The organism is Paenibacillus sp. J31P316, from assembly GCF_056269105.1.
On the sequence record NZ_JBWDNI010000002.1, the window covers coordinates 660,541 to 685,031 of the forward strand.

The 24,491-nt window shown below is 56.7% G+C and carries 19 protein-coding genes; 3 read left to right on the forward strand and 16 right to left on the reverse strand.

The window, feature by feature from the left end:
• The first annotated feature begins 221 nt into the window (after positions 1-221).
• Positions 222-1,421, forward strand: a complete 1,200-nt coding sequence (locus tag AC0YNU_RS08335; protein WP_475755158.1) for an epoxide hydrolase family protein — start codon at positions 222-224, stop codon at positions 1,419-1,421.
• A gap of 232 nt (positions 1,422-1,653) precedes the next feature.
• Here the strand turns inward: AC0YNU_RS08335 and AC0YNU_RS08340 are convergent, their stop codons facing one another.
• A complete protein-coding gene (locus AC0YNU_RS08340) occupies positions 1,654-2,424 on the reverse strand; it encodes a class I SAM-dependent methyltransferase (protein WP_475755160.1) in 771 nt (256 codons plus the stop codon).
• Between the two features lie 238 nt (positions 2,425-2,662).
• Here AC0YNU_RS08340 and AC0YNU_RS08345 point away from each other — a divergent pair, with 238 nt between their 5' ends.
• Complete coding sequence (locus AC0YNU_RS08345) at positions 2,663-4,246, forward strand: glycosyltransferase (protein WP_475755162.1); 1,584 nt, start codon at positions 2,663-2,665, stop codon at positions 4,244-4,246.
• 56 nt (positions 4,247-4,302) lie between these two features.
• On the opposite strand, the gene AC0YNU_RS08350 is transcribed toward AC0YNU_RS08345, so the two are convergent.
• From AC0YNU_RS08350 to AC0YNU_RS08385, 8 genes are all read right to left on the reverse strand, one after another.
• A complete protein-coding gene (locus AC0YNU_RS08350) occupies positions 4,303-5,115 on the reverse strand; it encodes a carbohydrate ABC transporter permease (protein ID WP_475755164.1) in 813 nt (270 codons plus the stop codon).
• Positions 5,115-6,005: a carbohydrate ABC transporter permease gene (locus AC0YNU_RS08355; RefSeq protein ID WP_475755166.1), complete on the reverse strand. Its 891-nt coding sequence runs from the start codon at positions 6,003-6,005 to the stop codon at positions 5,115-5,117. Before AC0YNU_RS08355 ends, AC0YNU_RS08350 begins: the two co-directional genes overlap by 1 nt.
• Positions 6,006-6,089: 84 nt before the next feature.
• Positions 6,090-7,430, reverse strand: a complete 1,341-nt coding sequence (locus AC0YNU_RS08360; protein ID WP_475755168.1) for an ABC transporter substrate-binding protein — start codon at positions 7,428-7,430, stop codon at positions 6,090-6,092.
• 27 nt (positions 7,431-7,457) lie between these two features.
• Positions 7,458-8,258: a TIM barrel protein gene (locus AC0YNU_RS08365; RefSeq protein WP_475755170.1), complete on the reverse strand. Its 801-nt coding sequence runs from the start codon at positions 8,256-8,258 to the stop codon at positions 7,458-7,460.
• Positions 8,255-9,094 (reverse strand): AraC family transcriptional regulator, encoded by an 840-nt coding sequence (locus AC0YNU_RS08370; RefSeq protein WP_475755172.1) that lies wholly within the window; start codon positions 9,092-9,094, stop codon positions 8,255-8,257. The genes AC0YNU_RS08365 and AC0YNU_RS08370 overlap by 4 nt, the downstream gene beginning before the upstream one ends.
• A 25-nt stretch (positions 9,095-9,119) precedes the next feature.
• Positions 9,120-10,181, reverse strand: coding sequence for a zinc-binding dehydrogenase (locus AC0YNU_RS08375; protein ID WP_475755174.1), 1,062 nt, complete (start codon positions 10,179-10,181; stop codon positions 9,120-9,122).
• Positions 10,182-10,350: 169 nt separating this feature from the next.
• The gene (locus tag AC0YNU_RS08380; protein WP_475755176.1) at positions 10,351-11,496 is read right to left on the reverse strand and encodes a Gfo/Idh/MocA family protein; all 1,146 of its coding nucleotides are present in this window, start codon (positions 11,494-11,496) and stop codon (positions 10,351-10,353) included.
• A gap of 241 nt (positions 11,497-11,737) precedes the next feature.
• The gene (locus tag AC0YNU_RS08385; protein ID WP_475755178.1) at positions 11,738-12,568 is read right to left on the reverse strand and encodes a helix-turn-helix domain-containing protein; all 831 of its coding nucleotides are present in this window, start codon (positions 12,566-12,568) and stop codon (positions 11,738-11,740) included.
• A 364-nt stretch (positions 12,569-12,932) separates the two neighbouring features.
• On the opposite strand from AC0YNU_RS08385, the gene AC0YNU_RS08390 reads away from it, so the two are divergent.
• Positions 12,933-15,065 (forward strand): Sip1-related alpha-galactosidase, encoded by a 2,133-nt coding sequence (locus AC0YNU_RS08390; protein WP_475755180.1) that lies wholly within the window; start codon positions 12,933-12,935, stop codon positions 15,063-15,065.
• 542 nt (positions 15,066-15,607) lie between these two features.
• Here AC0YNU_RS08390 and AC0YNU_RS08395 read toward each other — a convergent pair.
• The 7 genes from AC0YNU_RS08395 to AC0YNU_RS08425 form a co-directional block, all read right to left on the reverse strand.
• Complete coding sequence (locus AC0YNU_RS08395; RefSeq protein WP_475755182.1) at positions 15,608-16,330, reverse strand: histidine phosphatase family protein; 723 nt, start codon at positions 16,328-16,330, stop codon at positions 15,608-15,610.
• Between the two features lie 114 nt (positions 16,331-16,444).
• On the reverse strand, positions 16,445-17,194 hold the full coding sequence (locus tag AC0YNU_RS08400) for an alpha/beta hydrolase (RefSeq protein ID WP_475755184.1): 750 nt from the start codon (positions 17,192-17,194) through the stop codon (positions 16,445-16,447).
• 18 nt (positions 17,195-17,212) lie between these two features.
• The gene (locus tag AC0YNU_RS08405) at positions 17,213-18,097 is read right to left on the reverse strand and encodes a carbohydrate ABC transporter permease (RefSeq protein ID WP_475755187.1); all 885 of its coding nucleotides are present in this window, start codon (positions 18,095-18,097) and stop codon (positions 17,213-17,215) included.
• An 18-nt stretch (positions 18,098-18,115) separates the two neighbouring features.
• Entirely contained in the window at positions 18,116-19,015 is a 900-nt protein-coding gene (locus tag AC0YNU_RS08410; RefSeq protein WP_475755189.1) for an ABC transporter permease, read from the reverse strand.
• A 106-nt stretch (positions 19,016-19,121) separates the two neighbouring features.
• Positions 19,122-20,858 carry an extracellular solute-binding protein gene (locus tag AC0YNU_RS08415; protein WP_475755191.1) on the reverse strand — a complete coding sequence of 579 codons (1,737 nt, stop codon included), beginning with the start codon at positions 20,856-20,858 and terminating at the stop codon, positions 19,122-19,124.
• A 249-nt stretch (positions 20,859-21,107) separates the two neighbouring features.
• The gene (locus AC0YNU_RS08420; RefSeq protein WP_475755193.1) at positions 21,108-22,499 is read right to left on the reverse strand and encodes a response regulator; all 1,392 of its coding nucleotides are present in this window, start codon (positions 22,497-22,499) and stop codon (positions 21,108-21,110) included.
• Positions 22,474-24,249 (reverse strand): cache domain-containing sensor histidine kinase, encoded by a 1,776-nt coding sequence (locus AC0YNU_RS08425; protein WP_475755195.1) that lies wholly within the window; start codon positions 24,247-24,249, stop codon positions 22,474-22,476. Before AC0YNU_RS08425 ends, AC0YNU_RS08420 begins: the two co-directional genes overlap by 26 nt.
• Positions 24,250-24,491: the final 242 nt, after the last annotated feature.

Below are 24,491 nucleotides of genomic sequence, written 5' to 3' on the forward strand. Positions count from 1 at the left end.
TCGTCCAAGAGCCTGCATGGAATCATCAAGCATTTAGACGGAACGAAAATGGAAAAGTTTCTATATTTTACAAGTTGCAACAAAAACAAATTCGCTCCATGCAGCTTGGCATCCGTTTGGCCGCAAGCATGTCGAGGTACAAATGGCCCAGCCCATGAATATGGTGGTATACACGGTTCTCGACATGCTGAACAACCATAACGAGTCAAAAGGAGATCGCAATGTCACAAACGCAGCCTACCGACAAGAGCGCCATACGGGGTCCGTTTCATATTCATTTTCCGGAAGAGGACCTGATCGAATTGCGCAAGCGCGTCATCGCGACAAGATGGCCGGAGCGGGAGACGGTCCCGGATCAATCCCAAGGCGTGAAGCTTGAAACAGCCCAGCAGATCGCGCGCTATTGGGCGACGGATTACGATTGGCGCAAGTGCGAGGCGAGGCTGAACGCCCTGCCGCAGTTCTTTACCGAGATCGACGGGCTGGACATTCATTTCATGCACATTCGTTCGAAGCATGAAGATGCTTTGCCGCTCATTATCACGCACGGCTGGTCCGGCTCGATCATCGAGATGCTGAAGGTTATCGAGCCGCTGACCGATCCCACGGCATACGGCGGAACCGCGGCGGACGCTTTCCATCTGGTTATTCCATCGCTCCCCGGCTACGGTTTCTCGGGCAAGCCGACGATGACGGGCTGGGGCCCCGTCCGCATCGCGTGCGCCTGGATCGAGCTGATGAAGCGCCTCGGATACACGAGGTATGTGGCGCAGGGCGGCGATTGGGGTGCGCTTATCACGGACCTGATGGCCATACAGAAGCCGCCGGGACTGATCGCCATGCATACCAATATGCCCGGAGCGGTTCCGCCCTATATCGATAACGCGCTCCAGGCCGGCAATCCGCTGCCCCCTGGTCTCACGGAAGAGGAATGGCGCGCATGCCAGCAGCTGTCCTTCGTATATAGTCATATCGGGTATGCCAAAATCATGGGGACGCGCCCTCAGACGCTGACCGGACTCGTGGATTCGCCCGTCGGGCTGGCCGCTTTCCTCATTGACCACGACGCGTATAGTCTGGAGATCGTCGCGCAGGCTTTCGCCGGTCACCCCCAAGGTCTGACACGTGACAATGTCCTCGATAACGTCACGCTCTATTGGCTGACCACGACGGCGATATCTTCGGCGCGTCTCTATTGGGAAAACAAATTCTCCTTCTTCGCCGCCAAGGGCGTCACTCTCCCGGTCGCCGTGAGCGTCTTTCCATACGAGCTCTATCAAGCCCCGTTCAGTTGGGCAAAGCAGGCCTATCCGAATCTGTTCTACTTCCACAACGTCGACAGAGGCGGGCACTTTGCGGCCTGGCAGGTGCCGATGCTGTTCACCGAGGAACTCCGCGCGGCGTTCAAGCTGATTCGCTGAGCATGCGGTGATGATAACAATGGTATGCATATAGGCCCGTAGCACTTAGCGCTATGGGCCTTATGAGAAGTTATGTCTCAATTGTAAATAGGGACTAGCCTAAGCTCGTTCTCTCTGCTAAACGCAGCCCCTGCCCGTGCCTCTTCAACCTTCAATAAACGCCGGCTTATGCCCGAGATGCCGATTCGCAATCCATCGAGCCAAGGCATCTCGTGTCGGCGCGCCTCCCAAACTATTTCTTACGAGCAACGATCAGCTCGTTGCGGTAGCATTTTCGAATCGATCCGCCGTAGCTGCCGTCGATCAAAGAACCGATGCAAGCAAATAGCCGTTCGCGGGTGTCGGCGTCCAGCATGCGATGATCCGAATACGTCGATAACAGCCGCAAATACTCGTCCCGATTATAGCGCTCTTCCGCGAGATAATTCACTGTCTGCGGCTCCTCGAAATAACCGCTCACGATGAGCTCGTTTACATGCGGATTGACGTCCGAAGGCTTGGACTTTACCGAAGCCGGCATGAACGTTTCATAACATCGCTGAGCCTGATCGAAGAACGATTGGTCTCCGCCTGCGGCGTGCACGTAATTGAGGATGGCAAAATGTCCGCCCGCGCGCAGCAGCGAGGCCGGCTTCGCATACCGCATCTCCGGATCGATCCAATGGATCGCGGTCGCCGACAGGACCAAATCATAGGCTTCCTCGGGTGCCGACCACCCTTCGAAAGGAGCGGTAACAATCTCGACGTCGGGATAAGCCGCCAGTTTGGCTTTTGCGATAGCAGCCATCTCGGCCCCCAGTTCGATCGCCGTTATGCGGCATCCGTATTCGGCAAGCGGCAGCGTCGCGATGCCGGTTCCTGCGCCGATCTCGAGCACGCGAGCTCCGGGAGTCAGCTGCGTCCAGGCGAACAGGTCTTCGAACAATCGGCCCGGATAATGATTACGGACTTGATCATAGACCGACGCCACTTCATTAAAGGTCTCTTTCTTCTCGGAAGGCATGACGTGCCCACGCTCCTTTTTGCCGCAAGGCAGGGATGAAATCGAGCTTGCAACGGCTTGCATTGGTTTCCGTTCCAAACCCGGGTGATTAGTATAGCGCCGTCCCTCGGCATTGTCCAATGTTTTCCTGCCATTCCGAAGAACGGAAACCTTTCCATAGCCCGCGACATCCAGCCTCCGTGCACATAGGATAAACCGATCATCGTTCACAGCGTTCGCCCTGGAGGTGCACACCCCTATGACAAGCAAACTAAAACGGAAACGAACCTCGCGGGCTTCCGCTGGCAAGCGAAGAATATCGCGACCTTCCACCGGCAAGCGGGCATTCGCGCGGACTGCACGAACGCGAACAGCCGTGGGGATACGGCGTTCTTCCCCTGGGGGCAACCCTTCGCGGCGCAAGCGGTCCGTCAAAGGCAAAGGCGCGCCTTCGCGCCGCCGCCATTCGCTGAAGAGAACGCCCGGCCGTCGGAACACAAGAACGGCCGTCCCACCGACCGCGCAGACGGCCGCTCTGCGAATACCTGCTCTGAATCTGCCCGCCGCTTCGCCATACGTCGCGGAGCCGGCTGCTCCCGGCCGGCAGCCTGGAGCCCCGCTCAAGATTCTCTATCTCGTTCATGCCTTCTACCCGGAGTCCTATACCGGCACCGAGAAGTTCGTCCTGCAGCTCGCCCGCACGATGAAGCAGCGCGGGCATCAGGTGAAGGTGATCGCCTGCAGCGAATCGCTCCCGGAGCCGTCAGCGGAAGGCGGCATCTCTAGCATCGAATACGTATACGAAAACATACCGGTACTTGCATACCGAGGAAGCGCGGAAGCCGAGGGCGAGGCGATCCCGCTGTTCGGCGATCCGCGGCTCGCAGCCTTCGCAGACGGCGTCTTGCTTCGCGAACAGCCGGACATCCTTCACGTCGCGCATGCGATGAACGGCATGGCCTTCGTGCGCTCCGCCCATAAGCTCGGTATCCCGTATGTCATGACCTTGACCGATTACTGGTTCGCCTGCCCCAAATCGACGCTGCTGCGGACGGATCGTCAGCTCTGCGCCGGCCCGGAAGGCGGCTCCGCCTGTACCTTCCACTGCCTCCTGCCGGATGCTGGCGAGCGCCTGCAAGCATTGGCCCCTTTATTGCAAGGCGCCCGGCGCATCGTGGCTCCCTCCACATTCCTTGCCTCGTACATGAAAGGCGTCATGCCGTTCATCGACGTCGACGTGCTGCCACATGGCATGCGCCTCGAGGCATTCGTCCCGAATGCCAAGACCTATGGCGCCGGCGACCGCATCACGCTCGTATACGGCGGCTCGCTTAATGCGCACAAAGGCGTTCACGTCCTCTTGGCCGCGATGGGCATGGTACGTTCCCGACAGCTGCGGCTTCATATCTACGGCTCTGGCGACGAGGTCTATATGGAAGAGCTGCAACGGGCCGCGGCCGGCGACAATCGCATTTCGTTCCGTGGCGCGTACACCGAAGCCGATCTTCCCCGCATCTACCAGGAAGCCGACGTCGCCGTCGTCCCCTCGGTCTGGTACGAGAACGCCCCGCTAACGCTCCGTGAAGCGCTGGCATCCCGCGTGCCCGTCATCGCCTCCGGCGCCGGCGGCATGGCCGAGAAGATCGTCGACGGTCTGAACGGCTACACGTTCCGGATCGGTGATGCCCGTCACCTGGCAGCGCGCTTGAAGCTGCTTCTCCGCAATCCGGCGCTCCTTGACACGCTGAAAGCGAACATTCAGGGTATGCCGCAGCCGGAGCTCGAGGCCGAGATGGACGCGTATGCGTCGCTTTACGCCGCGCATGCGAGAATTTCGCGCTAAGCGCAAAAAATCCCCTCCGATAACTCGGAGGGGATTTTCGCTGCCACCGGAAGGCGTTAGAACTTTACGCCGCCTTCTTGCAGGCCGGATACGAATTTCTTCGTCATGCTGAGGAAGAGCGCGATCATCGGGATGACCGTCAGGACGCCGCCAGCAGCCATGAGGCCCCAGTTGGTCCCGTATTTGCTCGTGAAGTTCAAGTACGCGACGGACACGGTCTTCATGCCGTCGGATTGCAGAATCGCGTTGGACAAGAAGATCTCGTTCCAGCTGCTCAGCGTCGTGAACAGCGCGACGACCGTGAAGGCCGGCTTCGCCAGCGGCAGGATGATGGCGAAGAACGCTCTCATCTGGTTGCAGCCGTCAACGGTCGCCGATTCCAGCAGATCCTTCGGAATGCCGATCATGAAGGCTCGAAGCAGGAAGACGTTAAATGCGAATCCCCCGCCGACATAGGGAATAATGACGCCCCAATAATTATTGATCAAACCGAGCTTCACGGTCATGAAGAAGATCGGAATGAAGCCGATGGGCATGCTCATCGTGACGAACAGGTAGGCCAGGAAGATGCCCCCGCCAGGTGTCTTCATGTACGTGAGCCCGTACGCGGCAAGCCCGCACACGACGCACATGAGAACGACCGTAATGCCCGTCACGATGACCGTATTGAGGTAGGCAATGTTGTAATGCCCCTTCTCCCAAGCTTTCACGAAGTTGTCCATCGTCCAGTGCAAGGGCCATCCGAGCGGGTTCTTGATGATTTCCGCCTTCTTCTTGAACGCATTCAGAAACAGGAAGATCATCGGGAACAACGAGAAGGCTGCGGCGAGCAGCAGCGGAATATGGCGCCAATTGAGCCGAATGCGCATCAGACATCCCATCCTTTCTTCTTACGCAGATACCCGTAAGCCCCGATCAATACGACAGCGATGAACGTTTGCAGCAAGGCGACCATCGAGCCGTAGCCCGCCTGCCGGCCTGTCGTGCTCAGTACATAGTAGTACGTCGACAGCGTCTCCGTCGCGTGCGCCGGGCCGCCGCCGGTCATGACATAGACCATCTCGAACGCGCCGAAGGAGTTGAGCACCGTCAGCATCGTCACGATGACGAGCGTCGGACGCAGCTGCGGCAGGATGACGTTCCAGATAATCCGGAAGCGTCCCGCGCCGTCCAGCTTCGCCGCTTCCTCAAGCGACTTGTCGTTCTGGGTCATCGCGGCGAGCAGCCAAACGACATTACCGCCGAAGCCCTTCCACATATCCGCGATGAGGACGAAGAAGATGGACAGGGACGGAATGGTCAACCCCGGAATGTCGATGAACCCGACACCCGCTTTATCCAGGTAAAAGTTCATGCCGCTGAACGGATTGTAGAGCCACAGCCAAATCTGTCCAGCAACCGTAACTGTAATGATCGACGTCGAGAAGTAGATAGACTGATACACGGTTTGGAAGCGTTTGATCTTGTTCAGCAGATAAGCAAGGAAGAAAGCAAAAATAGTCGGAATGGTCACCCAGAATAAAGCCCATTTGATATTGTTCAGAAACGCCGTACCGACGATGGAATCATGAATCAGCTGCTTGAAGTTATCGAGTCCGTTGAATTTCGGCATACTGAGCCCGTTCCACTCCGTGAAGGGCAAATACAGCGACAAGACGGCCGGAATCGCAACCGCGAAAATATGGAACAGCAGGCCCGGCAGCACGAACAGCCAACCGCGTGCGTTTTTGAACCTTGATGCTCTCTTAACTTCGTTCACGCGCTACCTCTCCTTTCCGGGCATGACGGAAGAAGGCGCGGTCCGCGGAACCGCGCCGCGCCTTTCCCCCCGGGATGCCGTTAATTAGTAGTTCTTCAAGTCGAAGAGGCGTTTCTCCGCGACGTCCTGTTCTTTCAGCTTCTGAAGGTTGCTCAGCCAGTCCTGAACGGTCGTCTTCTTCAGGTAGACGCTCGGGAAATCCGATTCGAGCACTTGCACGACGCGCGGCGGTCCGTACGACCAAGCCACGTAGCCGCTGGAGCCGGCCTGCGCTGCCTCATTGATCATATCGAGCGCCTTGGACACGTTCGGCTTCAGCTCCATCGTGCTGAAATCCGTCTCGACCGGTTCCGGAATGCCGTGAGCCGCCATCTCCTTCACGACCTCGGGGCTGAAGAAATCGTTCAGCAGCTCCGCGACGGCATCCTTATGCTTCGATTGCGCGTTGATGACGAGACCGCCGCCTACGCCGAGCGGAATGACCGGCGTGCCGTCCTTCTTCCAGCTCGGGAACGCCGAGAAGCCGATATCGAAGTCCGGCTCGTTGTCGCTCGCCAGGCTCCATGTGCCGTCGAGACGCATGGCTGCTTTGCCCGTCAGGAACAGCTGCATGCTGTCCTCTTGGGAGATCGCGTACGACTTCTTGTCGGTGACGTAGCCGGCGTTCCAGAAGTCGCTATAGCGCTGAATGGCGTCCACGATCGTCGGGTCCGTCCATTTCGTATCGCCGGAGAACAGCTGCTTCGTGCCTTCCGGACCGAGCACGCTGTTGACGATGCTGGTTACCCACCAGTCGTCCACGCCCGGATTGTCGGAGGAGCCCCAAGCGAACGGCATGATGCCTTTGTCCTTGATTTTCGGCACCAGCGCCATCAGCTCGTCGTAATTGGTCGGGATGGTCCAACCGTTTTCCTTGAACATTGTCTCGTTGTACATCACGATCAGCCCTTCGTAGTTCCAAGGAATGCCGATCGCCTTGCCGTCTTCGACGTACGCGTTCTTCGCCCACTTGTACATCGTTTGATCCCAACCGTACTTGGTATAGTACTCGTCCATCGGGGCGATGTAGTTGCTCTTGAAGCGCTCCTTCGCCGCGGACGGATCCATCAGCATGAGATCGGGAGCCTCGCCGGAGACGAGCGCGGCCGCGAGCGTCTGATCGTCCTTGATCGTCACCTGCTCCAGCTTCACGTTCGGATGCTTGTCCTCGTACAAGTCGTACATCGTTTGCAGCGCCGAACTCTCCTCGCCCCAAATCTCCGCGTCTGGCACTTTCAGCGTGAACGACTCTTCCTCTTGACCCGCGCCGTTATTGCCTGCGTTCGCGGCATTCCCATTATTATTGGATGAGGAGCCGCAAGCCGACAGCGCCAGCATGGCCGATAACGATAGTACGGTCAACAATTTCGGAAAACGATTATTCATAGAATGACCCTCCCTAGTTTCGTCTGTTTAGTCAGCGTTAATGCACGACTTCAAGTACGCCGCCATCTCCGCGTAGGCTTGCATGCCGTCTCCCGGCGCAAGCTCGCATTCCACGGCCATATATCCGTCAAAGCCGATCTCTCGAAGCGTTTTGAAATACGTCGCGAAATCGGTATGGCCGTAGCCGGGTTGCAGGCGGTTGCTGTCGGCCAAGTGGACGTGCGCGATCAGGTCCGCTTCCGCGCGCAGGCTTGCGTTCACGTCCGGCTCTTCGATCCCCATATGGAAGAAGTCGGCCATGATCTCGACGGCCGCGAACTCGCCCTCGCGGATCAGGCTGCCTGCTTCGTCCAGACGGTTGATCATATGATCCTCGTAGCGGTTCAGCGGTTCGAGGAGCAGGAAGCTGCCGGCCTTCAGCGCGTGCTCGTTCAATTGCGCGAGCGAGTCAAGCAGGATGCGGCGTTCCTCGTCCGCGGCACGCGGCGATTGGAACGGCGGCAGTTTCTTCGAGAAGATGCCGAAGGCTGCGGGCACAATGACGCCTGCAGCGCCGATGTCACCCGTGTATTTCAAAATTTCCCCGATATCCGAGACCGCTTTCGCCCGTTCCTCGGCGTCGAAATCGCCGATCCAGCCGCGGTAACCGCCGCAGACGGAGCTGATCGGGATGCCCGTCGTCAGGACGGCCTTGCGGATTTCGTCATAACGATCGATGAGGTTGCGGCCGTCGATCTCGAAGCCTTCGAAGCCCAGCGTTTTCAAGGAATTGAGCTTCTGCTCGTACGTGGAACCGAAGAACGATCTATCCTGCGTTGCTAATTTCAAATTGTATCCCTCCATTTGAGTTTCAAATTGCGATATTGCGTCGGCGAGACCCCGACATAGGATTTGAACAGCCGCGTGAAGTTCTGCGGTTCGTTGGAGCCCAATGCCTGCGCAATCTCGGTAATCGACATTTCGCTCGTCTCCAGCAGCGTCTTCGCCCGCTGGATCTTCATTTCGCGCTGCACCTGCATCGGCGACTTGCCGAACAATTCTTTGAAGCGGTTACAAATGTACGTGGGATGCATATGAAGCTCTTCCGCCAAACTTTGCAGCGACAGCTGTTCCTGTGGATGCTGCACGATGCGGGCCAGCAGATTGAGGAAGCTCTGCGATTGGTTCAGGCTGCCCATCAGCTCCTGCTGGTTGAGCGCGCTGTCGAGAATCATATAGAGCAGCTCCAGCGCTTTCGCCTGCTTCAGGATGGCCGTCAGCAGCAGCGGCCTGCTGCCCGACGTCGCTTCCATGAATTGCATGAAGGTCCGCTCGAAGGTCTCGGCATCGTTCAGCTTGAAGATGAACGGAATTTGGAACATTTTCATGACGTCCATGACCCCGGCGATCTGAAGCGTGAAATGCCACCACAGAAATTCGGTTTCGTCCGTCCGCGTCTTGTAGTGGTCATGTTCCACGTTCATCGGCACGTATATGATGGACCCCGGCTGGATATCGTAGGTTTCCGTCCCGATTCGAAGCTTCGCGCTGCCCTTCTTGTGATAGGACATCATATAACAGGGGAGAGTCCGCTTGAACGTCCGCATTTCGGTTCTGCAGTTCATGTCGAATTCCACGATTTTCAGTTCGGCGTTCTGCAGGAGGTAATCCAGCTGATGGTTCATGATGCGCTCTCCCCTTCGGTTGATGCTATACGAAATTTACGCCCAATTTGATGCTCAGGTCCGGACGCTGGTCCACGAATTGCTCGTAGCCTTCGGCGGATTCCAGGAACGGCACGACGGGATTGATGACTTCTTCGCAGTTAATCTGCCCTTTAAGCAGCATTTCCCAGCATACGTCCTCGAGTCTTCTCCAGCTCCAACGCGGATGATCCGGGTTCGGTTCGCTGCAAGCACGGGAGAACACGATTTTCGCATTGTTGAAATGCGCTTCGCGTCCGAAGTCGAGTCCGCCCTTGAACGCTCTCGCCCAGCCGACGAACGCGATCGTGCCGCCGTACGCCAAGCCGCGAAGCGACGACTGCAGCGCGAATTCGCTTGCGCTGGTCTCGATGATGACATCGACGCCGAGCTTGCCTGTCGCTTTCTTCAGTTCAAAGCCTACGTCTTGGTTGACGGGATCGAAGGCTGCGTCTGCGCCGGCGCGGATCGCGACTTCACGGCGTTTCTCGATCGGATCGATGACGGCTACCCAGCTCGCGCCGGCCAGCTTCGCCATTTGCGCGGCGATTTGGCCGATTGCGCCGAGACCGAAGATGGCAACCCGGTCGCCTGCGCGGACATGAGCGTCGCGAATGCCGCCGAGAGCGAATTGGGCCGGATCGAAGCAGACCGCGTTTTTCCACGACATGCTTGCAGGCACTTTCTTCAAGTAGTAGTTATTGACGGCATTCACGATATGCGTCTCGCGAACTCCGCCGTAGCAGCACACGCGGTCGCCGATCGCATACTCCGTTACGTCCGCTCCCGCTTCCGTGATGATGCCGACCCATTGGTTGCCGAGGTTCCATCGGCCGAAGCCGCCGTCCGTCTCTTGATCGCTCGCTTCGCGCGTCAGGAACATGTTCCATTCTTCGTCGAAGTAGTCCGCCGTATGAGGGCTCTCGCCGCGGAATCCGGCAAGCTCCGAGCCATGCTTCGGCGATGCGTATTCGACTTTGACCTTCACTTCGTTCGGTTGAAGCTGACGTTCTTCGTAATCGCCGATCGCTGCTTTTCGCGGCGCCGCTGCGAGTAGTTGTTTTGGCATGTTGTTTGACCTCCGATTGTCGTTTCCAAAGATTGAATGTCGTTTCCAAAGATTTGATACTAATCATTTCTGAACTCGAATGGGATCGCTTACAAACCTAGTATATCGGGCTTTCAGGAAGAAGTCCTTATCATGGATTTATGGATAGTTATCACTTTTACAGGCTTCATTATACCTGAACCCATGACTTTTTACGACAGCTTTCGACAATTGCATCATGAATTCGCATCATATAGTGACCTTCTTCGATGGAGGCGAACGTTGATGCCTGCCCTGTCTGGCGCCCCTCCTCGTTATTCCGAATGGCTTGGTAGAAGTCGATGAAGAGGTTTTTCACGCCGTCGGGCCAGCCTTCTTCATGCCCGCCCGGATAGTGGACCATGGCTGCCGCTTCCTCCGACAGCTCCCCCGGATCGCAGCCGACGACGCGACTGGCCGTGCCGCGTTGACCGATCCACAGCTTGTTCGCCAGCTCCTGATCCCAGTGCAGCGATTCCTTCTCGGCCGACAAATCGATGAACAGCTTGTTCTTGCGCCCGGCGCTGACCTGCGAGACGGTAAAGACGCCATGAATGCCCCCTTCGAAATGGACAAGCACACTGCCGAAATCTTCCGTCGAGATGGGAATATCCTCATAGCGCGGTTCCCCGTCCGGTCCAAGTCCCGGAAGCCGCTTCTTGCGCGTCGGATAGAGCGTTTTCAAGTCAGCGAACACCTCTACGATGCGCTGTCCCGTCAGATGCTGCGCCAAGTCGCACCAATGCGATCCGATGTCCGCGATCGCGCGGGTCTCGCCGGACAAATCCGCGTGCAGGCGCCAGTTGTAATCGGTCTCCTCTAGAAGCCAGTCCTGAAAGTAACCGCCCGTAACGAGATGAACCGACCCGGTCTGACCGTTCTGAATCCGGCGGCGCGTCTCGGCCACCAGCGGGTAATGCCGGTAATTGAAGCAGACGCCGCTGACGGCGCCATGCTGCCGCGACAGCTCCGCGAGCCTTGCCGATTGCTCGGCGTTCATGGCCAGCGGCTTTTCCGACAGCAGATGCTTGCCTGCAAGCAGAACCGCCTCGTTGATTCCGAAATGCAAATGATTCGGGGTGCAGTTGTGAACCACTTGCACGTCGCCGTCGGCGATCAGCTCCTCGGGCGTGCCGTAAGCCCGTGGAATGCCGTATTTATGCGCAGCCTCTTGCGCCTTCGCGAGCGTACTGCCCGCAATGGCGGCTACTTCTACATAAGGGAGTCGGCGCAAGGCCTCCAAATGGAAGCTTGCCGAGAAGCCCGTACCTACGATGCCTACCTTGATCGTGTTCAACCGCGTTCACTCCGATTCTTCCATGTAGTTTGGATGCTAATCACTTCTAAAGAAGCCGTAAGCCTATTATATAGATGGCTCAGCTTCGAAGATAAGCGTTCAAATACAGGATTAACAATCACTTCTACAGGTTCGAAGTCGATCTGAAGGCATAAAAAAAGGACCGATTTCCATTAAGCGGAAACCAATCCTCGAATATGAATCCTTGCCATGCCGATTAGGTTTGTTGCCGGTCATGGAATCAGCCGCCCCTGCCTTCGTTGCGGTATTTGAGCGGCGAGACGCCGGTCTTCTTCTTGAAGAAACGCGAAAAATCGTCCGTATCCTCGTAGCCGATGAGCTTCGCCACTTCGCCGATCGGTCGTTTCTCCGTCTCCAGCAGCAGCTTGGCTTTTTGCAGGCGAAGCTGCAGTTGCAGTTGTATCGGCGTAATGCCGAATATTTTTTTGAACTGGTTGGAGATATAAGTCGGATGCATGTGGTACCGATCGGCGAGCTCGGCGAGATCGACGCGGGTCTCCGGGCTTGCCAGCAATTCGTCGAGCATCGAGGTGAACGCATCCGCGTAATCGGCCTTCAGCCGCAGATCGGGCTGGCGCAGCGCCGCATCGATGAGAATCGCGGCGAGCTCCGTTGACTTGGCCCCTTTCATCAAGCTGTCCGCAAGCGACGCCGGCCGCTCCGCGCAGCGCCGGTACTCCAAGAAGACGGCTTCGAACCGCGCCGGATCGGACAATCGGAAGATTGGCGGGAACCGGAACAGCTTCAGCGCGTCCATGCCATCCGCGATATCCAGCGTAAAGTGCCACTGCAAGATCACGATCTCGTTGGCGCCGCTCTTGATGTAATCATGAATCGCATAAGGCGGGACGAACAATGCGTCTCCCTGCTGCGCGCGATAATCGCGGCCGCCGATCCGGAGCCTGCAGGACCCTTCTTGGATAAACGAAATGACGTAGTTCGGATGCACGCGATCCCGCTGCTGCAGCTCCGAACGTCTGTGAAGATCAGCCTGCAGAATATGCAGCGACGCTTTCTCGATCAGCCGCAGCCAAGGTTGCATGCCGTTCATCGAATTCCTCCTGACGGATTTTGAGACTAAGAATGGGATCCTGAATAAGGACGAGTGAACCTATGTTCTTATTATAAAACGCCTCGTCTTCGAAAGCCGCGGAAAATCGTTTGCTGTCGCGCTTGAATCCGATCCATTATCAGGAATCCCGAAGGTTCGGATGACATGATTCGGACGTCGCTCCCGCTCCAGTGAACGAAATTCCCCCCGGCGGACGCAAGAGCCGAAGATTCGAACCGCTTTCCTCGCACCCAAGACAGAATTGCCTCTCGGCCGTCACCGCATATTCGCTATGCTGATCATGCACGCGTCTGCTTGGGCAGCACCCCAATCAACATCGCGATTCGAAAGGAGTTTATTGACGTTGACGATCCAATATGAATCTCATTATATAGACGGCATGAGCTTGATGAACCCGCTGTCGCTGACGGTTTCGCTCGATAATGGCGACCGTCTCTCCTTGAACCGAAGCGCTTGGACCGCTGGGCCAGCCGGCACGGATGCGCTTGGCAAGTATCTCACGCATACGCTGACGTTCCGCTGCGAGGAAGGGAACGAGTCGGTGGCGCTGGAGCTGAAATGTTACGCAAGCACGATCCTCGCCTACGTCTCCGTCCAACTGAAACAGGATGTCTTCGGCGTGACGCATGCGCTCGCACCTGAAGCAGGTCTGCGTATCTCCGTCCGTGAGCCGGCCGATTCGGAAGGCGTCTTGGCCCATTATGTCGCTTACAAATGGTGGACGCGCCCGTATATGGGAGAAGGCGCGAGCGCGCTTCCGGAGAAGACGCAGGCGCTGCTCTGGAAGGCAGGCGGCCGCTACGCCCAGCTGTTTCCCGCCTGTGCGGACGTATGCAAGACGACGCTGCAAGGAAACGGGGACGGCTTCGATTTGGCGGTCTCTCCGCTCGTGCGCGGATTCCGCTCCGGCCGTCAACTGCTCTGCGTGCTGAGCGAGCATGGAGAACCTTTCGCGGCGGCGGAGCACGCCGCGGCGGCGATGCTGCATGCCATGGACAAGCCCATTCGCACACGGGCAACGAAGACGTATCCCGAGGCGTTCGACTATTTGGGCTGGTGCACGTGGGACGCCTTCTATCAGGAAGTCACGGAGCAAGGCATCGAGGCGAAGGCGGTCGAGCTGCGGGAGAAGAATGTCCCGGTCCGCTGGGTCATGATCGACGACGGCTGGTCTCAAGTAAGGGAAGACAAAACGTTATCCGCGCTGGATGCGAGCCCTGCGAAATTCCCGAACGGTCTCCGTGCGGCCGTCCGCTCGCTGAAGGAGCATTTCGGAGTCTCCTGGGTAGGTGTGTGGCATGCCTTTACCGGGTATTGGCATGGCGTCGATCCACAGTGCGAGCTGGCCCGGGACATGCGCGAAGCCTTGTTCGCGGACCATGCGGGACGCTTGATCCCGCATCCTGATCCCGCCAAAGGGCTCAAGTTCTGGAAGACTTGGCATGAGAGCCTCGCTCGGCAAGGCATCGATATGATCAAGGTTGACAGCCAAAGCTCGCTGATCCAATTCGCGCAGGGCAATCTGCCGCTCGGGCAAGCTGCGGCCGGTCTGCATCAGTCGCTGGAAGCGTCCGCTGCGCTCTACTTCGACGGGCGGCTGATCAATTGCATGGGCATGGCGCAGGAGAACGTATGGAACCGCGGCAATACGGCGATCTCGCGCAACAGCGACGATTTCTACCCGTCCAAGCCGGACTGGTTCCGGGAGCATGCCCTGCAGAACGCCTACAACTCCGTGTATCACGGCACGTTATATTGGGGCGATTGGGACATGTGGTGGACGTCCCATGAAGACAGCGTGAGCCATGCCGTGCTGCGCGCCGTGAGCGGCGGTCCCCTCTATATCAGCGATCCTGTCGGGACGACCGATGCTTCGAAGCTGCGGCCGCTCATCTTCTCGGACGGTCGCGTGCTGCGTGCCGACCGGCCCGGGATGCCGACAGCAGACTGCCTGTTCGTCAATCCGGCGGATCAGCCGGCACCACTCAAGATATGGAACCGCTCGGGCGATTGCGGCCTGCTTGCCGCCTTCCATCTCTACCTGGAGGAACAACCTGTCCACGGCGAGCTGCGGCTGGCCGATGTACCGGGACTAGATGAAGAACGCTATGTCGTGCTGGATCATGTCGGCCGGCATGCATTCGCGCTGGACCGGTCGGCAGCGCACGCGCTGTCCGTCGAACGCGGGCAGCCGGCTTTGTACGTATTCGCGCCGTACCGCGAAGGCGTCGCTTGCTTCGGCCTCCTCGACAAGTACGTCTCGCCTGCCGGGATGGAGTCGCGGTGGTCGCTGCCCGGGCGGACCGTCATTGCCCTGCGCGAAGGCGGCCTATTCGGCTTCGCCTCCGACTCCGAGCCCGCGGCCGTTCGCGTGGACGGCATGCCTGCGGAATACCGCCGGGAAGACGGGTTCTATACGGTAGACTGCGGCAACGCCGCAGGGCAGTCGGTGCTTGTTGAGATGCTGTTCGCGTAGCGTGGGTTAACGCAGGTTATTTGTGAAAACCCCAAGCAAACAAGGAGCTTACACGCAGCAATGCTTGCTGCGTGTAAGCTCCTTTGATCGCTGTCGGATATTTAGGTACATGTGTTGAACGGGCCGAAATGATGACCGACAGGCAACTTAGGCAGCTTTCCACTCATGATCGAGACTGAACAAGCCGCGATGATGACAACAGGCAGGCTTGTAGATTGACTATTCACAAAATGGAAGGAAAACATCACCTATCCGTTAAAGTGTTTGAACCCCTACAAACCTTCAAATAAGGCTCTATTATGCAATCCTTGTCCTTTGATTAGACAGCAACGTTATCGTCATAACATGTGGTCAATTTTGACCATTAGAAACAAACATCACGTCCCTTCCATGTATGAATGGACATCGATGACCACTAGAAGATAAATTTTACGGTTTTCTCGAGTTTCCGCATACTTATGGACAAAAATTTCCGTAAGAAAGCCAAAATTCTGAAATATGGACGCTAACGGTCTTTAATGTCCGTGTAAGCGGCAGGATTGTTAATCAAAAACCTGACCGCCAGCTTTCTGCTCTTGATCAAAGCTGAACGGGCCGAAATGCCGACAAGCAACTTTCCGCTCATGATCGAGGCTGAACAGGCCGCAATGTCGGCCAACTATTCTCTCATTGAACCGATCCGGGTCAAAGCGATATTCGTTCCACTGTCCATTCCCGACATGAAAATCATAGAACGCTTCGTTCGATTGATCGTGAAAATAAGCATGAATGACTCTGCAAACACCGCCATGCGTGACAAGCAGCACATTCTTGCCGCTGTACTTCGCTGTAATTTCATCAAGCATATTGTATACCCTTTGCGCGACGCGTAATATCGACTCTCCACCGGAAAGCGTGTTCGGAAAATGAAGTTTGGCAGCCAAGAACTCCTTATCGTCTCTTAACGCTCCTTCAAAAACCCCATAATCCTGTTCGATTAGCCTACGATCCACAATGAATTCACTGCGCATGACGTTAGCGATCATTTCTGCAGTCTGCACGGCTCTGAGCATAGGAGAGGATATCAAGATGTCGATTTGCTTCGTTTCAAGCCCCCTAGCCAAGTCCTTCGCTTGTTCGACGCCTCGTAGGGTCAGCTCGATATCCGTTGTTCCGCAAACTCGATTCTGATCGTTCCATGCTGTCTGGCCGTGCCTAGCGACGAATAAACGCAACCGATCACCCCGCAGCATCAAATTCCCTTGTCCTATTTTTACATCCTCCAAGCTTTAGACTTACAAGCTTCCAATAAGTTGCGCGGCTGCCAGTCAGACCCGTGCACGGAAACGCAAAAACCGCTGCAACCGGAGCGCAGTACTCCGATCGACAGCGGTTATTTTTTAAATGGTAGACCGAATCGGCAGCCAATCCAGCACGCGCGGCAGCTTGGCGTTCCAATACCCCCACTCGTGCAAGCCAGGCTCCTCTTCATATTGGATATCCATGCCAAGCTCGCCCGCGTGGCGAAGGAAGCGCAGCCCGTCCTCGTAGAGGAAATCTTCCGTCCCGCAGCATTGGAACAGCTTCGGCAGCGGCTGGCCGGAGCGCGCCGCTTCTTCCGCGATGGCGAACAGATCATCCTTATGCGCGGCATCTCCCATGTCGCCGAAGATATCGCCGAATTCCCCGCCCTTGAACAAGCCTTCCAGCGCTCGCACATCAAGCGCGCCGGACAAGCTGACCGCGGCCGCGAAGCGATCCGGATGCGACAAGGCCAGCTTGAAAGCGCCGTACCCGCCCATCGATTGACCGGCAACGAACGTATCCTCCCGCCGGCCGGATATCGGGAACAGCGCCCGCGCCACCATCGGCAGCTCCTCGCTCACGTACGTCCAATAGTTCAAGCCATGCGCCATGTCCGAATAGAAGCTGCGATGCACGTTCGGCATAATGACCGCCAGCCGGCGGTTCTGCAGCTGCTGCTCCAGCGTCGTGAAGCGCAGCCAGGTCGTATGGTCATCGCTCAGGCCGTGCAGCAGAAACAGCACAGGCAGTTTTTCCCCTGGCGCTACGTTCTGAGGAACCACCGCCGTCAGCGAAGACGTCATGCCGAGCGCGCCGGAGAAGAAAGTCGTTTGCAGCAAAGCCATCGTTACCCTCTCCTTTCGTTATTCTTTGACGGAACCGAGCGTGATCCCCGTAATGAAGTAGCGCTGCAGAATCGGATAAATAAGCAGAATCGGCAGCATCGTGACGGCGATTTTGGCCGAGCTCAACGTCTGGTTCGATACCTGCGTGAGCAGTCCCACGTTCTCGGTCGTGACCTTCGTCGGATCGATGGTCAACACGACCTGCTGCAGGTACGTCTGCAGCGGAATAAGGCCGGACTTCGTCACGTAGATCATCGCCGCGAAATACTCGTTCCACGTATTGACGATATTGAACAGCGTAATCGTCGCCAGTACCGGAAGCGATAAAGGCAAATAGATCAGGAACAGCTTGCGCCAAGCGCCGGCGCCGTCCATGCCCGCCGATTCGTCCAGCTCCTTCGGCAGGTTGCGGAAGAAATTGAGCACGAGAATGGCATTGTACACGTTCACGAGTCCCGGAATAACAAGTACCCAGAAGTGGTTCATCATACCGAGCGACTTGATCGTCAGGTACGTCGGCACGAGTCCGGCATTGAACATCATGACGAAGACGAAAATCCACATGTATACGTTTCTGGATTTGAACGTCCGCGTTTCCCGCGACAGCGGATAGGCCATCATGACCGTAATGAACAGGCTGAGCGCGCTATAGATGACCGTCCGTTTGACCGACGCCCAGAACGACACGAAGAATTGGTGGTCGGAGAAGACCTTCTCGTACGCCCCCGCATTGAACCCTTTCGGCCATAGAAAGACTTGACCGGCGGAAGCAAGCGAAGCTTGACTGAACGATAGGGCGATCGTATGGATGATCGGCGCAACGGACAGCACGGATACGACGGCCATGAACAGCAGCAGCAGTCCGTCGAATGACCGCGAAGCGATCGATTTGTTTTGAACCATCGTTACTCACCCCATTATTTAGAAAATCCGATAATTAGCGAACTTGCTCGCCATGCTGTACGTCGCGACGACGAGCAGGAAGCTGACGGCGGAATTCGCCAGGCCGATTGCGGTTGCGACCTCGTATTGCGCGGACTGAAGTCCGGATCGGTAGACATACGTATCGATAATATCGCCGGAATCGAGCACGAGCGCGTTGTACATGTTGAATACCTGGTCGAAGCCGGCATTCAGCACGCCATTCAAGCTGAGCGTCGCAAGCAGCGCGATCGTCATCGCGATTCCCGGCAATGTGATATGCAACAGTTTGTGGAAACGGCCGGCACCGTCGATTTCCGCCGCTTCGTAGAGAGAAGGGTTAATGCTGGTCAGCGCGGCTAAGTAGATGATGGTGGAGAAACCGAATTCCTTCCACACGTTCGTCGAGATGATGATCGAGCGGAACCAATGATTGCTGCCGAGGAACATTTGCGGCTCGAAGCCGAACCAATGATGGAAGATCCAGTTGACGGGTCCGTCCAGCGATAGAATATCCTTCAAAATACCGGCCACGACGACCCACGACAGAAAATGCGGGAGGTAGACGACCGTCTGCACCGTGCGTTTGAACCAGCGAAGCCGGATCTCGTTCAGAAGCAGCGCGAATACGACGGGGACGATAATGAGCGTAATGATCTTGCCGAATGAAATAATGAGCGTATTCCGTAAAATTTTCGCGCTTTCCGGATTGGCCAATACGAATTCGAAGTGATCCCATCCCGCCCATGGCGAACCCCAGATTCCCTTGGTCGGAACGAAATCTTTAAAAGCCAGAATAATGCCTGACATCGGATAAATATTAAAGATCAGCACCAACGCAAGAGCCGGCAGCAGCATGAAATGAAAATGGAGCGATTCTCGTTGCCAAAGCTTTGCCATCTCTCTTCCTCCTAAAAAACATCCAATCCCTCCGGAACGGGGAAGGGCGCGGCGTCAACCGTCCGGTTAAACGAGCGCGCCCTGTTCCGCAGCCTGGACGACGTGTTTATTTCGTCTCGCTGTTATGCTGTTCGTTGACTTCCTGCGTAATTTTATCGCCGCCGAGCTTGTTCCACGTCTTAACGAAGTTATCGAATTCGGAGATCGGCTTCTTGCCCGTGATGATTTCGAGGAACGACTTCGTCTCGAGATCCGTCAGCGTCGTCCAGTTTTGATCCATCGTTTTGGTCGTGCCGGTGAACTCGTTGATCACGTTATTTTGCTTCGTATGCGCCACGACGCCGTTGCCTTCCATCCAGGCGAGGTACGTTTTGTAGTTGTTGAGGTCCTTCTTCGGGTTGTCCTTCTCGGATTTCACCTGATCGAAGATCGGCTTCTCCGCCACGTCGAGAATGTCGGGCTGCGCTTTGCCCGCGAAGATATCGTCGAACTTGAGCACGGTGCGCGCCGTCGTATCGGTGAATACCGGGGAGATCATGTTGTTGTTCAAGCCGAACATGTCGCGCGTCGAATCGGAGGCTTTGTACATGCCCGTCGATTCCAGCTCTTGCAGCTCCGGAATCTTGTTCTTGGACGCTTCTTTGAGCACGTTCATGAATTTCATCGCCAGCTCCGGATGCGCGAAGCCTTTCTTCACGACGACGAACGTGTTGGAGAAGAATTCGTTGCCGACGTTGACATGGTCGCCGGTCATGATCGGATACGCTTTCCATTCGCCCTTCGGATTATTGTCGATCGCGCTGCCGAGCGGCCAGAACGGGTTCCACCAGTTGCCGAGCATCAGGCCCGCGCGTCCGCTTGCGATGTATTCGCTCGTCTTGTTGCCGTCGCGAAGCGCGAATTCCTTGTCGATCGTGCCGTCCTTGTACATTTGCGACAGCTTCTCGAGCGCCGCTTTCATGGCCGGCTGCGTCGAACCGTATACCAGCTTGCCTGCGCTGTCCTTCACCCACATGTTCGGATACGCGTCCATCGACCAGACGAATCCGTTCAAGGCGAACGGGGAATTATCGAAGAGCACGTCGCCTTTCAATGCCAATCCGAGCGTATCCGCCTTGCCGTTGCCGTCCGGATCGTCGTTCTTGAATGCCTTGGCGATGTTCATGAGGTCGTCGACCGTCTTCGGAGCCGAAAGCTTCAGCTTGTCCAGCCAATCCTGGCGCAGCCAGATCATATGCACGTTGTTCATGTCCGTCACGTTCGGAAGTCCGTACAGCTTGCCGTCGAACGAGGCGTTCTTCAGCGCTTCTCCTTTTACGGAGTCTTGAACTTCTTTCACCGCCGGGCTGGCGTATTGTTCGTACACCGAAGTCAGATCCTCGATCATGCCGCTGTCGTACAGGCGTTTCAGGATCGTCTTCGCCGGCGTCTTGTCAAGCTTCTCTACGGTGAAAATATCCGGCAAGTCGTTGCTCGCGATCATCAGGTTGAACTTGTTGGAATATGCCGCGCCGTTCGCTTCCCAGAGCGGGGTCGATTTAATATTCAGGGCGTTCTCGATATAGGATTTGTATTGGTTCGATTCGAACGATTCGCCCTGCGGGAATTTCTTCGCCGCTTCCGGGTTGTTGTTCAGGATGCTCGTGAATTCAACGGTCTCCGCGTATTTGCCGAACGGATCCGGCTTCTCTCCCGCGGCTGCGTTGTTCGTTGCCGTACCATCGTTGTTACCCGCTGCTGTTCCAGCCGAGTTACTGTCGTTGTCGTCTTTTGAACCGCAAGCGGTTGCAAGTAGAAGCAGGGCAGCCAATGTGATGGCGACGGTTGTCTTTTTCTTGTTCATGATACCCCTTCTTTCGTGATGGTTGTCTTTCATGGATCCATCATACCTCCGACCGGCTGCCAGCCGAGAGGGAATAATAATCGTGCGAAGGGAGAAAAACGTTCAGCCTTGGACGCTCTTCTCCCGGAAATCGAACCGTTTTCAGACGTCCGGTGACAATTTTCGACCTTCGCTGGATGAAACAAAGACCCTTGCGAACGCATCGCACGGGTCTGGATTCCAAGTTATCCGCAGCTCGGCCTGCTCCGCTTAACGACAATGCCGTTCCCGGTATTCGGACGGAACCATGCCGGTCTGAATGCGGAAGATCTTGCTGAAATATTTCTCGTCTTGAAATCCGGTCTTCTCCGCGATCCAGTAGATCGGCATGTCCGCATGCTCGATCAGCAGCTTCTTCGCCTTCTCCAGGCGAAGCTCCTTGGCGGCGTCATGAAACGACCGGCCGACGATTTCCTTGAATATCGTGCTGAAATAACCTTGGCTCAAATTCACCATGCCAGCCAGATCCGCTCGGCTCGCATGCTCGCCGGCATCCGTCTGCAGCAGGTCGATCGCGCGCAGGATGGCAATGAACACATCGCCCGAACAAGAGAAACTCTTCGCGTAAACGTGCAGCTCCCGCCTGCCGGACTCGAACCGCCGTTCCCATTCGGTCAGCGTCCGATAGGCGCGCGCTTCATCCCGGCCATTCCTGAACGCTTCGGACATCCCTGTCAGCATCGACCAGGATACTAAGGTCCGCTCGAACAGCTGGATAAGCAAGGAGCTTCGAGGTCGTTCCGCGCGACAAACTTCCATCCACCGCTCGAATTCCTTCGTATCGAACACCCAGCGCATCGCGGTCCATGCAAGGCATAAGGACTCCGGTTGGGCAGACTTGCGGGTGACGGCCAGCCCTTCAAGCTCGGCGAGCGGGACCGGCCACGCTCCGTCCTCCCCTGGCAGATAATCATAGAATAGCTTCTCCCGCAGTGCCGACAGCCATTCCGAAGCTTTCGCGCGCGTATGCCAGCCGGTAACTCGAACCCGGAACATAAGACTGGTCGGCGATGCCGCGGACAGTTCGTCCAGCAAGGAATCCATCTCCGTCCGGCTCCGATTCGCGAACAGCCACTCGTTTTCGCCGTTCAGGGCCAAAGCTCCATACGCTTTGCCGTAATCTACCGTCGATGCGGCTGCACCTGCCGAATCCGACTGGAGAAGCACAAGCGACTGCCTTTCTTCCGCGACCGGGGCAGGCTGGCGCTGCTGGCCTTGTTGGCCGTTACTCATGCGTTCCGCGATGCGCCTCAGCATATCCTCAAGCACTTCGCCTTCCAGGTTCGTCTTGACGACATAATCGATCGCACCGAGACGCATCGCGTCCTGCAGGAAATGAAAATCCTGATGGCAGGTCAGTACGACGGTCACGACCGAAGGATGCCGCTCCTTCACCCGCTTCATCAGTTCGAAGCCGTCCATCGCCGGCATCGTCAGATCCGTCATCAGCAAATCGACCGGCATTCGTTCCATCATCTCCAGCGCGGTTTCGCCGTTATCCGCTTCGCCGACGATCCGAAAGCCGCGTTCTTCCCACGGCAGCGTCAGGATCAACCCTTTTCGCACCAAATGCTCGTCATCTACGATCAATGTCCTGATCATCCCAGCCCTCCTTAATCACGACCGGCAGCCTGAGCCGCATCGCCGTGCCGACGCCCAGCTCGCTCTCCGCTTCCAGTCCGTATAGCTCCCCGTAATACACGCGGACGATGTTGTTGACGAATGACAGCCCGATGCCAAGACCGACCTTTCTCCGCTCGCCGCCCCCCGTCGCAAACAACGCGTTGACGGTTTCGGCCGACATCCCTTCGCCGTTGTCCCTGACCTCGATCAAGAAATGACCCGCCCCCAATAAACGCACGATGACGTGAATGGTACCGTCCTTCTGCTTGAAGCCGTGATACATCGCGTTCTCGACGATGGGCTGGAGCAGGAACCGCGGCACCTCGATCGCCTCGGAGCCGGCATCCGTTTGGATAACCACGTTAAACTGGTGATTGTAGCGCATTTGCTGCAGCTCGATATAGTCTCGGACCGTCTGAATTTCGTCCTGCACGGTTACGAGCTGGCCTTCCTTGCCCAGATTGTAGTTCAGCACGCGCGTGAAGATCGTCAGCAGCTTGACGATTTCGTCCTGACCGTTGATGCGGGCCAGCCACTGCGCCGTATTCAGCGTGTTATGAATAAAATGCGGATTGATCTGATACATGAGCTTCTCGACTTCCAGATGACGCTTGCGCGTTTCTTTCATCTCGATCTCGGACATCAAGCCTCTGATCCGCTGACGCATGTCATAGAAGTGCGCCAGCAGCTCGTCGAATTCCTTGATCTGGATGGAATCCGGCGGCTCGTTGAACCGGCTCTCGCCCAGCATCTTGAACTGCTTGCGGATGCGCTGCAGCGGGCGGTAGATCATCGTCCAGATCACCCGGCCGATCAATAGGCCGATTACCAGCGAGATGGATCCTACGATCGCGAATCGCTTCAGCCAGGCGTTCATCTCCTGATGATAATTGCCGCTTTCGATGACGAGCACAAGCTTGATGCCGTACTTGCTCGGCGCATCGAAGAAGACGAGGCTGTTCTTCCGCTCCGACCGAAGCGTCGCGTAATCCGTACCGGCCGGAAACTGCTTGTCCCCTCCGCTGTAGATGATTTTCCCGTCCTGGTCGAGCAGCAGATGCGTGACCGGCATCCCATAAGGCTCGCTGTTGAACAGCTTCTCGATCGTCGACACATTCGTCTCGATATAGACGAAGATCGGCTGCCCCCCCGGCTCTCCTCCGCTCGAGTCCGTCTCCCGCATGATCGAGAAGACGGAATTCTTGCTGTTGACGTACAGCGTTTGATGCGGTCCGTTCAGCGTATACTTGCCTGGCTGCGAGGTTATCGTATGAAAGCTGTCCAAGCTCAGCTTGGGATTGATATAAAGATTCTCGAACAGAAACTGCTTCGTCTCCGGCAAATAATAAGCCGTTAGTCCAAGCAGCGGGTTCGTATAATTGATCAGCGAGATATAGTCCTCGATCGCCTTGCTGAGGTCCTGCTTGTCAAGGGGGTCATCCGTCTTCAGGTACGTCTTCAAGTCCTTCCCGACCTTGCCTTCGAAGGCGAGCTGCCGCGACGAATAGTCGAGGTTGCTCAAAATCGACTCCAGCCCGTTCCGTTCCTGCTCGAGATTTTTCTCGACCCCGCGTTCTACTTTGTTCTGCAGCACGTTGTAAATCCCGTAATAGGAGATCGCGCCGATGAGCAGCATCGGGATCATGACCGACAGGACCAGCATCGCGATCAGCCGGTATTTCAGCGTATAGGGGAGGATCGCCTGTACTCGCCTTGCCCAACCGTTCATCCGTCGTCCCATGCCTCCAAGCCGCGAAGGAGAACATGCGCCTTCGCTCTTCTAGTTGTCTGCGACCGCGAGATTGCCGAGCGACAACCCCTTGTCAGTCGCATTCTATCCCAAAATCGCATCCGGCGCAATCGAAGGGCCGTAAGGGCGGAAGCGGCCTGAAGTTAGGCGACTTGCTCCACCCGGCATCTGTTACTGCATGACTGACGACTAACACCTCTTGTACGCGATTTAATACCCTA

Bases quoted from the DNA above. Each gene is read 5' to 3' on its own strand.
- AC0YNU_RS08375 (WP_475755174.1), bottom strand. From the start codon at position 10,181: ATGCCAAAACAACTACTCGCAGCGGCGCCGCGAAAAGCAGCGATCGGC.
- AC0YNU_RS08400 (WP_475755184.1), bottom strand. From the start codon at position 17,194: ATGGCTTTGCTGCAAACGACTTTCTTCTCCGGCGCGCTCGGCATGACG.
- AC0YNU_RS08340 (WP_475755160.1), bottom strand. From the start codon at position 2,424: ATGCCTTCCGAGAAGAAAGAGACCTTTAATGAAGTGGCGTCGGTCTAT.
- AC0YNU_RS08420 (WP_475755193.1), bottom strand. From the start codon at position 22,499: ATGATCAGGACATTGATCGTAGATGACGAGCATTTGGTGCGAAAAGGG.
- AC0YNU_RS08410 (WP_475755189.1), bottom strand. From the start codon at position 19,015: ATGGCAAAGCTTTGGCAACGAGAATCGCTCCATTTTCATTTCATGCTG.
- AC0YNU_RS08425 (WP_475755195.1), bottom strand. From the start codon at position 24,249: ATGAACGGTTGGGCAAGGCGAGTACAGGCGATCCTCCCCTATACGCTG.
- AC0YNU_RS08360 (WP_475755168.1), bottom strand. From the start codon at position 7,430: ATGAATAATCGTTTTCCGAAATTGTTGACCGTACTATCGTTATCGGCC.
- AC0YNU_RS08370 (WP_475755172.1), bottom strand. From the start codon at position 9,094: ATGAACCATCAGCTGGATTACCTCCTGCAGAACGCCGAACTGAAAATC.
- AC0YNU_RS08385 (WP_475755178.1), bottom strand. From the start codon at position 12,568: ATGAACGGCATGCAACCTTGGCTGCGGCTGATCGAGAAAGCGTCGCTG.
- AC0YNU_RS08405 (WP_475755187.1), bottom strand. From the start codon at position 18,097: ATGGTTCAAAACAAATCGATCGCTTCGCGGTCATTCGACGGACTGCTG.
- AC0YNU_RS08415 (WP_475755191.1), bottom strand. From the start codon at position 20,858: ATGAACAAGAAAAAGACAACCGTCGCCATCACATTGGCTGCCCTGCTT.
- AC0YNU_RS08335 (WP_475755158.1), top strand. From the start codon at position 222: ATGTCACAAACGCAGCCTACCGACAAGAGCGCCATACGGGGTCCGTTT.
- AC0YNU_RS08350 (WP_475755164.1), bottom strand. From the start codon at position 5,115: ATGCGCATTCGGCTCAATTGGCGCCATATTCCGCTGCTGCTCGCCGCA.
- AC0YNU_RS08345 (WP_475755162.1), top strand. From the start codon at position 2,663: ATGACAAGCAAACTAAAACGGAAACGAACCTCGCGGGCTTCCGCTGGC.